The following is a 12,473-nucleotide window of genomic DNA, read 5'->3' on the forward strand; positions in this document are numbered from 1 at the left end:
ATCACCGAAAAAACGGATACCAAGACATGACCCAACGCATCCTCCTGATGAGCAGCTCGCGCAAGGACAACCTCGGCTACCTGGAGCACGCCGGCGAGCAGATCCACACGCTGCTGCAGCGCGAGCCGCGCAAGGTGCTGTTCGTGCCGTTCGCGGGCGTGACCTTCAGCTTCGATACCTATGAAGGCATGGTCAAGCCGGTGTTCGAGAAGCTCGGCTATGCGCTCGAGTCGATCCACCACAGCGCCAATCCGCTGCGCGCGGTGCAGGAAGCCAAAGCCATCGCCGTGGGCGGCGGCAATACCTTCGCGCTGCTCAAGCGCATGTACGACGCCGGCATCGTCGACGCGATCCGCGCCAGGGTGCGCGCGGGCACGCCGTACGTCGGCTGGAGCGCCGGCAGCAACGTGGCCTGCCCGACCATCCGCACCACTAACGACATGCCGATCGTGCAGCCGCCCTCGCTGCGCGCGCTGGGCCTGGTGCCGTTCCAGGTCAACCCGCACTTCATCAGCGGCAAGCCCGCGGGCCACAACGGCGAAAGCCGGGAAGAGCGCCTGGCCGAGTTCCTGCAGATCAATGCGCCCGAACAGGTGTTCGCGCTGCCGGAAGGTTCGGCGCTGTACTCGGACGGCACCCACGGCACCGTGCTAGGCGAGCGCAATGCGCTGTGGTTCCCGGCTGAAGGCAGGGTCGAGGCCATTCATGAGGGCGAGCCTTTTCCGCTGTCGCAGATCATCGGGCCTGCCGGGATGGAGGAATGGCGGGGCTTTTCGGCCTGAGTGATGCGTTAAACGCCGAAGCACAGACTGTTGCCTCCCCTCTCCCGCAAGCTGGAGAGGGGAGCAAACCAGCGGGACGAATGCGTGACTAGCGACTAGCCAACCCCGGTCACAACAAACACACAAACAAAACCCTGCCCCGCGGGCCGCGCTGCGCCGCCCGCGCGGCCCCCTTTTTGCCATCTGGAGGAGAAACACAATGAGCCAAACCCTTCGCCACGCCGCCCGGCTGACCTTGCCACTGATGCTGGGCCTGCCCACCGCCGCGATGTCGCAGTCCGGCGTGACGCTGTACGGCGTCATCGATACCGCGCTGACGTACCAGACCCATTCCAACCCCGCCGGCGATGCGCAGGTCGGCCTGCAGCAAGGCGGCGAAGGCTTCCTGTCCGGGAGCCGCTTTGGCCTGAAGGGCGTCGAGGACCTGGGCGGCGGGGTAAAGGCCGGCTTCGTGCTGGAGAACGGGTTCCTGGCCGACACCGGCAAGTTCGACCAGCAGGGCCAGCTATTCGGCCGCCAGGCGTACGTGAAGATCGGCAACCAGTGGGGCGAGCTGGCGCTGGGCCGGCAATACACCACGGCCAACACCATGCTGTACTACGTCGATCCGCTCGGCGTGGGCGCGGCACCGTCGAACTCATGGATGGTGTACCTGACCGGGCAGCGCTACGACAACGCCGTCAGCTACACCGGCAATTTCGGCCCGGTGTCGCTGATCGCCGAATACGCGCTGGGCGAGACCGCGGGCAACACCCGCGCCACCTCGTCCACGTCGTTCGGCCTGAAGTACGCGGCCGGCCCGATCACCGCGATCGGCGACTTCCAGCAGACCCGCGACAGCCAGAGCCGTACCGCAAACATCTACCTGGCGGGCCTGAAAGTCGCGATCGGCCGCGCCAGCCTGTTCGCCAACTACCTCCACAGCGACCGCGAGGCGGGCTTCGACTCGTCCAGGGGCGGCACCGACACGGCCACCATCACCAGCATGTCGACCGCGGCCACGCCGACCAACCGCGCGGCGATCAACTCGGTGTTCGGCAGCAGCCGCCACGACGACTTCTTCACGCTGGGCGCGAGCTATGCCGTGACCGGCAACGTAACGCTGACCGGCAGCGTGATGCACAACCGCACCCGCGCCGACAGCTTCAGCGGCAACCGCACCACCGCGTATGCCGTGGCCGACTACGCCTTCAGCAAGCGCACCGACACCTACGTGGCGCTGGCCTATGACCGCGTCCACGGCGACTGGTCGGGCCTGTTCGGCAACAACACCACCAGCTGGACCGGCGGCAGCGGCACGCCGCTGGACGGGCGCGACAGCCAGACCACCGTGATGGTCGGCCTGCGCCACCAGTTCTAACGATTCAACCGACGCCGGGCCCGCGCCACGCGGACCCGGCACCTCATCTGGAGAAAGCCATGGCCCTGCAGCAGACGCTGGTCATTCACGAAGCCCTGGACAGCCCGCATGCCAACGGTGCGGTCGTCAGCGAACTGTTCGCGCCCTACGCCGGCGCCGGCGTGACCTTGCAAGTCACCACCGTCAACAACGCGCCCCCCGAGAACACGGCCAACACCACCGACTTCATCACCATCGTGATCCCCGGCAGCGCCGGCAAGCGTGGCCGCGGCAAGGCGCCGACGCTGGGCGTGATCGGCCGCAACGGCGCCATCGGCGCGCGTCCGGAACTGGTTGGCCTGGTGTCCGATGCGGACGGCCCGATCGGCTGCCTGGCGGTGGCGCTGAAGCTCGCGCAGATGAAGGCGCGCGGCGACCACCTGCAAGGCGACGTGATCGTGACCACGCACCTGTCGACCGATGTCTCGATGGTGCCGCACGACCCGGTGCCGTTCATGGGCATGCCGGTGTCCTCCGACACCATGAACGACTACCAGGTGCTGCCGGAAATGGATGCGATCCTGTCGATCGATGCGTCCAAGGGCAACAGCATCATCAAGCATCGCGGCTTTGCCATCTCGCCGACGGCGATGCAGGGCTATATCCTGCGCGTGGCGCCGGACCTGGTGGCAACGATGGAATCGACCACCGGCTGCCCGGCAGTGACCTTCCCGATCTCGCTGCAGGACATCACGCCGTACCACAACGGCCTGTATCACTTCAACAGCATCATGCAGCCGCACGTCGCCACGGCGGCGCCGGTGGTGGGCGTGGCAGTGACCGCGCAGTCGGTGGTGTCAGGCAGCGCCACCTCGGCCAACCACGAGATCGACATCGCCGAGGCGGTGCGCTTCTGCGTGGAGGTGGCCAAGCGCTTCGGCATCGGCAAGTGCCAGTTCTTCAATGCCGCCGAGTGGGAGAAGATCCGCGCGATCTATCCGGACCTGTCGGTATTCCAGACCGCCGGCAAGCGCTGAGGCTTGCGCGTCAGCGTGCCGCCACCTTGCCCGGATCGGGATGCGTGACGGCGGGCGGCACGGTCTCGCCGTGCCGCCGCTTCCATTCATCGAAGCCCCCGGCCAGCGCCCAGGTCCTGGGATAGCCGGCAACGCGCAGGCGTTCGGCCAGCAGCGCCGCGGACATCTCGTGCGGGCAGGCGCAATAGACCACGATGTCGGCCTCGGCAGGCGGCACGCCCAGCGCGTCGAGGCTGTCGAGCGCACCCTGCATGTCGAGCACCATCGAGCCGGGGATGCGCTCCATCGGCATGTCGCCATGGGCGCGCACATCGATCACGACGGGCAGCGTGCCGGCCAGGCGGCGCGATTCCAGTTCATCCACGCTCATGCGCGGCACGCGCCTGGTGATGCGCAGCAGCCGGAAGCGGCGCCACGAGCGCCACGCCAGGAACGCCAGGAACGCCCCCACCACCGCCACCACCGCCATATGCCCGTAGGTGCTGAATCCCTCCAGGATGGCATCGATAAAGTCGCTGAACACCACGCCGATCAGCAGCCCGCTGCCGGCCCATACCAGCGCACCGATCGCGTCATAGAACAGGAACACGGGCAGCGGCGTGCCGGTCATGCCGGCCATCGCGGTGGACAGCGCGCCGGCCCCGGGAAGCAGCTTCGCGACCACCAGCGAGCGCGGCCCCACGCGCAGGTACAGCGACTGGGTCTGGCGGATGCAGGAATCGGGCGAGATCGATACCTTGCAGATGGTGCGCAGCATCGGCTGCCCCAGCCGGCGGCCGGCGAAGTACCAGCCGGTATCGGCGATCAGGCAGGCGACAATCACCGCGGCCAGCACCGCGCCGATCGACGGACCGGTTTCCTGCATGCCGAGCGCGCCGGCGACGAACAGCATCGGGTACGCCGGCACCGGCAGTCCCGCCTGTTCAACCAGCACGTTCAGGAATACCAGCATCAGCCCGTGGTCTTCCAGCAAGGCTTGTAACTCTCCCACCGTCTTTTCCCCCGTTGGTTCAGGTTGCCAGTGTGCCAGCCGGAGGCAACCGATGCACGGGGCGGCTTTGCATGGGAGCATCAAAATTACTGATTTGCCGTCACTTACGTTGTCCTACAACGTTGAGAGGGCACGCCGGCTCATGCCGGTGCCGCAGACGTCTCAATGCCGGTGCCATCCATGGATCTATGCGGGCTGCCGGCACATCCGTCCCGGTAAACCCGCGAACGCCCTCCAGCCCTATTGCCTTTGTATGATCGTTGTCGTACGATGACTGATAACTCGGATGTCCCGCCAACTGGCAGGTCGCCGCCGTCACCACCCTGGGCCGCCGGCCCGATCAGGATTTCGCAAATGCTCGCACCCAACGAACTCAAGCAGATCGTCTCTGAAGGCCTGCTCTCCTTCCCCATTACCGACTTCGACGTCAAGGGCGACTTCAACGCGAAGTCCTATGCCGCCCGCCTGGAATGGCTGGCCCCGTATGGCGCCACCGCGCTGTTCGCCGCCGGCGGCACCGGCGAGTTCTTCTCGCTGACCCCGGCCGACTACACCGCCGTGGTCGACACCGCGGTCAAGACCTGCGCCGGCAAGGTGCCCATCCTGGCCGGCGCCGGCGGCCCGACCCGCACCGCCATCGCCTATGCGCAGGAAGCCCAGCGCCTTGGCGCCGCCGGCGTGCTGCTGCTGCCGCACTACCTGACCGAAGCCAGCCAGGACGGTGTCGCCGCCCACGTGGAAGAGGTCTGCAAGTCGGTCGGCATCGGCGTGATCGTCTACAACCGCGCCAACTCCAAACTGAACGCCGAGCAGCTGTCCCGCCTGGCCGACCGTTGCCCCAACCTGATCGGTTTCAAGGATGGCGTGGGCGACATCGAGTCCATGGTCAGCATCCGCCGCAAGCTCGGCGACCGCTTCTCGTACCTGGGCGGCCTGCCCACGGCCGAGGTCTACGCCGCCGCCTACAAGGCGCTGGGCGTGCCGGTGTACTCGTCGGCGGTGTTCAACTTCATCCCGAAGACCGCGATGGACTTCTACCGCGCCATCGCCGCGGACGATCAAGAGACCGTAGGCCGCCTGATCGACAACTTCTTCCTGCCGTACCTGGCCATCCGCAACCGCAAGGCTGGCTACGCCGTGAGCATCGTCAAGGCCGGCGCCCGCATCGTCGGCCGCGACGGCGGCCCGGTGCGCGTGCCGCTGACCGACCTGACCGGCGAAGAGATGGAAATGCTGGGCACGCTGATCAACAAGCTCGGCCCGCAGTAATCCGATCCGTCCTTGCCATATGCATCGCGACAAGCCGGCCGCGGGGCACCTTGCCCTCCGGCCGGCTTGTCCTCTTCTGCCACACTCAAACGTTGACAAGGAACCTCCCATGCAAATCACCGGCGACATGCTGATCGGCGCGCAAGCCGTGCGCGGCACCGAATCGACGCTGCAGGCCATCAACCCGGCCACGGGCGAGACCCTGGGCCCTGACTTCCACGGCGGCGGCCAGGCCGACGTCGAGCGCGCCTGCGCGCTGGCCGAAGCGGCCTTCGATACCTATCGCAATACCTCGTCCGAGCAGCGCGCGGGCTTCCTGGACGCGATCGCCGCCGGCATCGAGGCGCTGGGCGACACGCTGATCGAGCGCGCGCACCAGGAAAGCGGCCTGCCAATCGCGCGCCTGCAGGGCGAGCGCGGCCGCACCGCAGGCCAGTTGCGCCTGTTCGCGACCGTGCTGCGCGAAGGCCGCTGGCAGGAGGCCACCTTCGACGCCGCGCTGCCCGAGCGCACCCCGCCGCGCCCCGACCTGCGCATGCAGCGCATCGCCATCGGCCCGGTGGCGGTGTTCGGCGCGAGCAACTTCCCGCTGGCCTTCTCCGTTGCGGGCGGCGACACCGCCTCGGCGCTGGCAGCCGGCTGCCCGGTGGTGGTCAAGGCGCATTCGGCGCACCTGGGCACGTCCGAACTGGTCGGCCGCGTGATCCAGAAAGCCGTGCAGGACGCCGGCCTGCCCGAAGGCGTGTTCTCGCTGCTGGTGGGCGCGGGCAATGTCGTCGGCACGGCGCTGGTGTCGCACCCCGCGATCCAGGCGGTCGGCTTCACCGGTTCGCGTTCGGGCGGCATGGCGCTGATGCAGGCGGCCAACGCGCGTCCGCAGCCGATTCCCGTGTATGCCGAGATGAGCAGCATCAATCCGGTGTTCCTGCTGCCCGCCGCACTGCAGGTGCGCGGCGCCGAGATCGGCCGCCAGTTGGTCGATTCGCTGGTGCTGGGCGTCGGGCAGTTCTGCACCAACCCCGGCCTGGTGATCGGCATCGAAGGCCCGGCGCTGGACCAGTTCCGTGCCGCCGCGCTCGACGCGCTGGGCGGCAAGCCGGCGGCGACCATGCTGACGCCCGGCATCCATGCCGCCTATGAAAAGGGCGTGGCGCAGCTGTCGTCGCTGGATGGGCTGCAGCGTATCGGCGACGGCGTCGCCGCCACGGGTGTCAACCAGGCCCGTCCGGTGATGTTCGAGACCACCGCCGCGCAGTTCCTGGCCGATCACCGCATGCAGGCCGAAGTGTTCGGCCCGTCGACCGTGCTGGTAGTGTGCCGCGACCTGGAAGAGGTGCTGGCGCTGGCCAACCAGCTCGAAGGCCAGCTCACCGCCACGATGCAGCTCGACGACGCCGACCTCGACGCCGCGCGCCAGCTGCTGCCGGTGCTGGAGCGCAAGGCCGGGCGCGTGCTGTGCAATGGCTATCCGACCGGCGTGGAAGTTGCTCACGCCATGGTGCATGGCGGGCCCTTCCCGGCCACGTCTGACGTGCGTTCGACCTCGGTCGGCGCCACGGCGATCGACCGTTTCCTGCGCCCGGTGTGCTACCAGAACCTGCCGCAGGGATTGCTGCCGGCGGCACTGCGGGGATAAGCGCAACACTTGCAATGATGAGCCCCGCGCCTTGTGCGGGGCTTTTTGTTTTAATAAGCCAGCGCAAAAGAAAAGAAAGCGACCCGCGTTCGTCACGCGGGCCGCCTGTCGTTTATCGCGTCGAAGCGCCCTGCCGGGGCGGCCGATCCCTGCCGGTCAAGCCTCCAGCTTGATCCCCGCCTGCTTCACCACCCCCGCCCAGCGCGCCTGCTCGGCCACGAAGAACTTGCCGGTTTCCGCCGGCGTCATCGTCACCACTTCGGCACCCTGCTGGACCAGTTGCGAACGCAGTTCCGGCGCGCGGATGATCTTGATCAACTCGGCGTTCAGGCGCGTCACCAGCGCATCCGGCATGCTGGCCGGGGCCATCACGCCCTGCCACGTGCCCGACTCGAAGTTGGGCACGCCCTGCTCGGCAATGGTCGGCACGTTCTGCAGCAGCGGCATGCGCGTGCGCTTGGACTGGGCGATCAGCTTGAGCTTGCCCGACTGCACATGCGGCAGCGTGGCCAGCATGCCGTTCATCAGCACCTGCGCGCTGCCGCCCACGGTGTCCGCAATCGCCTGCGAGCCGCCCTTGTACGGCACGTATTGCCACTTGGCGCCGGTGGCCTGCTCCACCGCTACGCCGGCCAGGTGCGGCGCGCTGCCGATCGCCGTCACGGCGAAGTTGAGCTGGCTGCGCTTGGACAGTTCGACCAGTTCCTTCAGGTTGCTGACCTGCACTGACGGATGCACCACCAGCAGGTGCGGCGAGTACGCCAGCATCGTCACCGGCTTGAGGTCCTTGGCGATGTTGAAGCTGAGCTTGGTATAAACCGACGGGCTGATCGCCAGCGCGCCGATATCGCACAGCATCAGCGTATGGTTGTCGGTGGCCTGCGCAACCATGGCCGCTCCGACGTTGCCGTTGGCGCCCGGCTTGTTGTCGACCACCACGGACTGGCCCAGCGCTTCGCCCAGTTGCTTGCTGATCAGCCGCGCGATGATGTCGGACGAACCGCCGGCGGTGTACGGCACCACCAGGCGGATCGGGCGCGTCGGCCAGGCCTGCTGCGCGGCGTGCGCGCCTGTGGCGAGGCCGGCCAGCGGGCCGGCGGCGATGCCCGCGGCCAGCGCGGAAGTCTGCTTGAGAAAAATGCGGCGTCCCTGGGTCATGCTATGTCTCCATTGTTGTTGCAGGTGCGCCGGCGCGGCACGGTGGTCGTGCGGCGGCCGGCGCTGTCGGTGTGTTGGTCAGGTGCGGTCGATGCTTGTTGCGCTCAGTCGAGCACGATGCGGCCCTTCTCGATCACGGTCTTCCAGCGCTGCAGTTCCTGCGCTTCAAACTGGCTGAATTGCTCGGGCGTATTCGCCACCACCTCGAAGCCGCTCTCCGACAGCTTCTGGCGCATCTTCGGATCGTTCAGCGCGCCGACCAGCGCACCGTGCAGGCGCGTCTTCACGTCGGCGGGCAGCCCGCGCGGCGCGGCGACGCCCTGCCAGGAATAGACCTCGACTTCCTTGACCCCGGCTTCGGCCATGGTCGGCACGTTGGGCAGCACGGCCGGGCGCTTGTCCGCCGTCACCGCCAGCGCCTTGAGCTTGCCGGTGCGGATGTGCTGCAGCACCGCGTTGATGTTCTGGAACGATACGTCCACCTGGCCGGCGAGCAGGTCGGAGATGGCGGGCGCGCCGCCCTTGTACGGCACATGCAGGCCGTCGGTGCCGGTCTTCTGCCAGAACAGCGCCGCGGTCAGGTGGTCGGACGACCCCGCGCCGGACGAGGCAAAGCTGACTTTGCCCGGGTTCTTCTTCATGTGCGCCACCAGTTCCTGCACGTTATTCGCCGGGAACTGCGGATTGACCACCAGCACGTTAGGCGCGCGCACCGCCACCGTCAGCAGGTCGAAGTCCTTGACCGGGTCGTAGCCCAGGTTCTTCTGCAGGAACGGGTTGACGGCAAAGACGCCGATCGACGCCACCAGCATGGTGTAGCCGTCCGCCGGCGCGCGCTTGACGAAGGTCGCACCGATGGCGCCGGTCGCCCCGGGCTTGTTGTCGACCACGAACGGCTGGCCCAGCTTCTCGTTGAGCGGCGCCGTCAGCATGCGCGCGATGGTGTCGGTGGAACCGCCCGCGGGGAACGGCACCACCACCGAAACAGGGCGTTGCGGCCAGTCTTGCGCGGCCCGGGCGTTGCCGGCCGCCAGCGCGGCCAGCGCCGCGACCGTCAGCACCGAGCCGACGGCAACCATGCGCAGCCAGTCTTGCAGGCGCAGGGCACCCGTGCGTTGGGAGGGATACATCGTTGTCTCCTGCTCTGTCTTGTCGATACCGGACTGCCGTGCCGGCTCAGCGCACCATGCAGGGCGCCTTGTTGTTGAACTGCCAGCCGGGGATCAGGAACTGCATGGCGATGGCATCGTCGCGCGCGCCCAGGCCCTTGCTCTGGTACAGCGCGTGGGCGCGGCCCAGCGCGTCCATGTCGAGCTCCACCCCCAGGCCCGGCGTTTTCGGCACCTGCACCAGGCCGTTCTCGATCTTCAGCGGCGCCTTGGTCAGGTTCTCGCCGTCCTGCCAGATCCAGTGCGTGTCGATGGCGGTGACCCGGCCCGGCGCGGCGGCGGCCACATGGGTGAACATCGCCAGCGAGATATCGAAGTGGTTGTTCGAGTGCGAGCCCCAGGTCAGGCCCCATTCGGCGCACATCTGCGCCACGCGCACCGAACCCTGCATGGTCCAGAAGTGCGGGTCGGCCAGCGGGATGTCGACCGACTGCAGGCGCACCGCGTGGCCCATCTGGCGCCAGTCGGTGGCGATCATGTTGGTCGCCGTGGGCAGGCCGGTGGCGGTACGGAACTCGGCCATCACTTCGCGGCCGGAATAGCCGTCCTCGGCGCCGCACGGGTCTTCGGCGTAGGCCAGCACGCCGCGCTTGTCACGGCACAGGCGTACGGCCTCGGCCAGCGACCAGGCGCCGTTGGGGTCGAGCGTGATGCGGGCCTTGGGGAAGCGTTCGGCCAGCGCCAGGATCGCCTGCATTTCTTCTTCGCCGCGCAGCACGCCGCCCTTGAGCTTGAAGTCGTTGAAGCCGTAGCGTTCGTACGCGGCCTCGGCCAGCCGGACCACCGCCTCGGGCGTCATCGCCACGTCATTGCGCAGGCGGAACCAGGCGTTATCGGCATCGGCTTCGGTGCGGTAGTCCAGCGTGGTGCGCTGGCGGTCGCCGATATAGAACAGGTAGCCGAGCATCTCGACGGCGTCGCGCTGCTGGCCTTCGCCGAGCAGTGCCGCCACCGGCACCTCCAGGTGCTTGCCGAGCAGGTCGAGCAGCGCCGATTCCAGCGCGGTGACGGCGTGGATGGTGATGCGCAGGTCGAAGGTCTGCAGGCCGCGGCCGCCGGCGTCGCGGCTGGCGAAGGTGGCGCGCACGCGGTTCAGGATGGCCTGGTACTGCCCGATGGGCTGCCCCACCAGCAGCGGACGCGCGTCTTCCAGCGTCTGGCGGATGCCTTCGCCGCCCGGCACCTCGCCCACGCCGGTGTGGCCGGCGCTGTCGCGCAGGATCACGATATTGCGCGTGAAGTACGGGCCATGGGCACCCGACAGGTTCATCAGCATACTGTCGTGCCCGGCCACGGGCACCACGGTGAGTTCGGTCACCACGGGGGTCTGGCCGGCACCGGCGTGCATGGCGGGGGCGGCGGAAGTGGCGGGATGGGTCATTCGGGTCTGGTCTCCGGCATTGCTATGTTATCTGTCATCGTATGACTGATAACCCAGTATAATGAGGCCATCTCGAACCGGTCAAGTCCGGGAAACCCCGCCCGTATCCGCCATGCCTACCGCACGCAACCCTGCCCTGCCCGACCCGCTTGCCGCTGCCCCCGCCGCCGGTGCGCCCAACGCCGCCGCGGCCGTGCCGTTGCGCCGCCGCGGCCGCACCCTGGCCGAAGAAGTGGTGCAGGCGCTCTCCGAAGAGATCCGCCAGGGCCAGCTCAAGCCCGGCGACAAGCTGCCGACCGAATCGGAAATCATGGCGACGCAGGGCGTAAGCCGCACCGTGGTGCGCGAGGCCTTGTCGCGGCTGCAGGCCAGCGGCCTGGTGGAAACCCGCCACGGCATCGGCACCTTCGTGCTGGCGCGCGCTGCGGAGGCACCGTCGCCCTTCCGCATCGGGCCGGATACGCTGGGAACCGCGATCGACGTGATGGCGATGCTGGAATTCCGCGTCAGCCTGGAGGCCGAGGCGGCCGGACTGGCCGCCGCGCGCCGCAGCGACGCGCAGCTGGCCGCCATGCGCCAGGCGCTAGACGACCTCAAGCGCAATACCGGCGCCGGCAACGACGCGGTGGACAGCGATTTTGCTTTCCACCTGGCCATCGCCCGCGCCACCGGCAACCGCTACTTCACCGACATCATGGACCACCTGGGCACCATGCTGATCCCGCGCAGCCGGCTGCGGGTCAATACGCCGGAGCGCGAGCAGTACCTGGAGCGGGTCCAGTTCGAGCACGAGAACATTTACGATGCGATCGAACGCCGCGACCCCGACGCGGCCAAGGCGGCGATGCGCATGCACCTGACCAACAGCCGCGAGCGGCTGCGCAAGGCCTCGGGCTCCGGCGGCGCGCAGGCCTGACGCCCGGGACGCCCGGGACGCCCTGCCGGGCGTTTCCAGGCCCCGTCAGTCATACGATGTCTGAACAATAGCTGACGACTGGCGCCTACAAGGCGAGGTGGCAGCGGCGCGCGAAGTCGACCAGTTCCACCAGCGACGACACCTGCAGCTTGGCCATGATGCGCGCCTTGTAGCTGCTGACGGTCTTGTTGCTGATGAACAGGCTGGCGCTGATGGCCTTGTACGACATGCCGCGCGCCAGCATCTGCAGCACCACCAGTTCCTTGTCGGAAAGCCGGCGCAGCATCTCGTCGTCGGCGGAAACCGCGTGGCGCGAGCCGCCGTCCCGCCCCATCGCGGGGAACACGGTATAGCCGGCCAGCACCGACTCGACCGCGCGCAGGATTTCCTTCAGGTCCTGCGTCTTGCTGACAAACCCCTGCGCGCCGGCCTGCCACGCGCGGCTGACGAACACCGCCGGGTCGAGCGCCGTCACCACCAGCAGGCGCACCTGCGGATGGATCGCCCGCAGGCGCGGCGCCACGTCGAGGCCGCTGGAACGCGGAATGTCGAGATCGAGCAGCACGAGGTCGGGCATGCGCGCGCGCACCAGCTCGAGCGCGCTTTGCCCGTTGTCGGCCTCGAGCACTTCATCGACGCCGAGCAGCTGCAGCAGATGGGTCTTGAGAATCAGCCGCATCGCCGGGTGGTCGTCAACGATCAGGATGGTGGTCATGCGTCGGTTCGCGTGAATGGGTATGTCGGGGCATCGGCCGGCGCGATGCAGGGCCAGTATAGGGAGGCAAGGCGGCGCGC

The 12,473-nt window shown here is 68.0% G+C and carries 11 protein-coding genes; 6 read left to right on the forward strand and 5 right to left on the reverse strand.

The features are described 5' to 3' along the window. Positions 1-26: 26 nt before the first annotated feature. From pepE to E1J61_RS27340, 3 genes are all read left to right on the forward strand, one after another. Entirely contained in the window at positions 27-782 is a 756-nt protein-coding gene (pepE, locus tag E1J61_RS27330) for a dipeptidase PepE (RefSeq protein WP_133097064.1), read from the forward strand. Between the two features lie 199 nt (positions 783-981). Next, on the forward strand, positions 982-2,142 hold the full coding sequence (locus tag E1J61_RS27335; protein WP_133097065.1) for a porin: 1,161 nt from the start codon (positions 982-984) through the stop codon (positions 2,140-2,142). Between the two features lie 59 nt (positions 2,143-2,201). Next, positions 2,202-3,158 (forward strand): DUF1177 domain-containing protein, encoded by a 957-nt coding sequence (locus E1J61_RS27340; protein ID WP_133097066.1) that lies wholly within the window; start codon positions 2,202-2,204, stop codon positions 3,156-3,158. A 10-nt stretch (positions 3,159-3,168) separates the two neighbouring features. On the opposite strand, the gene E1J61_RS27345 is transcribed toward E1J61_RS27340, so the two are convergent. Then, positions 3,169-4,149 carry a DedA family protein/thiosulfate sulfurtransferase GlpE gene (locus tag E1J61_RS27345; RefSeq protein ID WP_133097067.1) on the reverse strand — a complete coding sequence of 327 codons (981 nt, stop codon included), beginning with the start codon at positions 4,147-4,149 and terminating at the stop codon, positions 3,169-3,171. 354 nt (positions 4,150-4,503) lie between these two features. Between E1J61_RS27345 and kdgD the strand changes: the two genes are divergently transcribed. Together kdgD and E1J61_RS27355 are read left to right on the forward strand one after the other, a co-directional pair. Further along, entirely contained in the window at positions 4,504-5,418 is a 915-nt protein-coding gene (gene kdgD, locus E1J61_RS27350) for a 5-dehydro-4-deoxyglucarate dehydratase (protein WP_133097068.1), read from the forward strand. Positions 5,419-5,527: 109 nt separating this feature from the next. Then, a complete protein-coding gene (locus tag E1J61_RS27355; protein WP_133097069.1) occupies positions 5,528-7,054 on the forward strand; it encodes an aldehyde dehydrogenase (NADP(+)) in 1,527 nt (508 codons plus the stop codon). A gap of 156 nt (positions 7,055-7,210) precedes the next feature. On the opposite strand, the gene E1J61_RS27360 is transcribed toward E1J61_RS27355, so the two are convergent. From E1J61_RS27360 to gudD, 3 genes are all read right to left on the reverse strand, one after another. After that, the gene (locus E1J61_RS27360; RefSeq protein ID WP_133097070.1) at positions 7,211-8,212 is read right to left on the reverse strand and encodes a tripartite tricarboxylate transporter substrate binding protein; all 1,002 of its coding nucleotides are present in this window, start codon (positions 8,210-8,212) and stop codon (positions 7,211-7,213) included. 104 nt (positions 8,213-8,316) lie between these two features. Beyond that, positions 8,317-9,342 (reverse strand): tripartite tricarboxylate transporter substrate binding protein, encoded by a 1,026-nt coding sequence (locus E1J61_RS27365; RefSeq protein ID WP_133097071.1) that lies wholly within the window; start codon positions 9,340-9,342, stop codon positions 8,317-8,319. 46 nt (positions 9,343-9,388) lie between these two features. Further along, positions 9,389-10,762, reverse strand: coding sequence for a glucarate dehydratase (gene gudD / locus E1J61_RS27370; protein ID WP_243736999.1), 1,374 nt, complete (start codon positions 10,760-10,762; stop codon positions 9,389-9,391). Between the two features lie 112 nt (positions 10,763-10,874). Between gudD and E1J61_RS27375 the strand changes: the two genes are divergently transcribed. Continuing rightward, positions 10,875-11,678 carry a FadR/GntR family transcriptional regulator gene (locus E1J61_RS27375; protein WP_240745756.1) on the forward strand — a complete coding sequence of 268 codons (804 nt, stop codon included), beginning with the start codon at positions 10,875-10,877 and terminating at the stop codon, positions 11,676-11,678. A gap of 85 nt (positions 11,679-11,763) precedes the next feature. On the opposite strand, the gene E1J61_RS27380 is transcribed toward E1J61_RS27375, so the two are convergent. Beyond that, entirely contained in the window at positions 11,764-12,393 is a 630-nt protein-coding gene (locus E1J61_RS27380; RefSeq protein WP_133097072.1) for a response regulator transcription factor, read from the reverse strand. Between the last annotated feature and the right edge of the window lie 80 nt (positions 12,394-12,473).

The organism is Cupriavidus sp. L7L (assembly GCF_004353535.1).
GTDB classification, from domain to species: domain Bacteria; phylum Pseudomonadota; class Gammaproteobacteria; order Burkholderiales; family Burkholderiaceae; genus Cupriavidus; species Cupriavidus oxalaticus_A.

Excerpts from the sequence above, each read along its gene's own strand:
- pepE (WP_133097064.1), top strand. The coding sequence starts at position 27 with ATGACCCAACGCATCCTCCTGATGAGCAGCTCGCGCAAGGACAACCTC.
- E1J61_RS27335 (WP_133097065.1), top strand. The coding sequence starts at position 982 with ATGAGCCAAACCCTTCGCCACGCCGCCCGGCTGACCTTGCCACTGATG.
- E1J61_RS27340 (WP_133097066.1), top strand. The coding sequence starts at position 2,202 with ATGGCCCTGCAGCAGACGCTGGTCATTCACGAAGCCCTGGACAGCCCG.
- kdgD (WP_133097068.1), top strand. The coding sequence starts at position 4,504 with ATGCTCGCACCCAACGAACTCAAGCAGATCGTCTCTGAAGGCCTGCTC.
- E1J61_RS27355 (WP_133097069.1), top strand. The coding sequence starts at position 5,528 with ATGCAAATCACCGGCGACATGCTGATCGGCGCGCAAGCCGTGCGCGGC.
- E1J61_RS27360 (WP_133097070.1), bottom strand. The coding sequence starts at position 8,212 with ATGACCCAGGGACGCCGCATTTTTCTCAAGCAGACTTCCGCGCTGGCC.
- E1J61_RS27365 (WP_133097071.1), bottom strand. The coding sequence starts at position 9,342 with ATGTATCCCTCCCAACGCACGGGTGCCCTGCGCCTGCAAGACTGGCTG.
- gudD (WP_243736999.1), bottom strand. The coding sequence starts at position 10,762 with ATGACCCATCCCGCCACTTCCGCCGCCCCCGCCATGCACGCCGGTGCC.
- E1J61_RS27375 (WP_240745756.1), top strand. The coding sequence starts at position 10,875 with ATGCCTACCGCACGCAACCCTGCCCTGCCCGACCCGCTTGCCGCTGCC.
- E1J61_RS27380 (WP_133097072.1), bottom strand. The coding sequence starts at position 12,393 with ATGACCACCATCCTGATCGTTGACGACCACCCGGCGATGCGGCTGATT.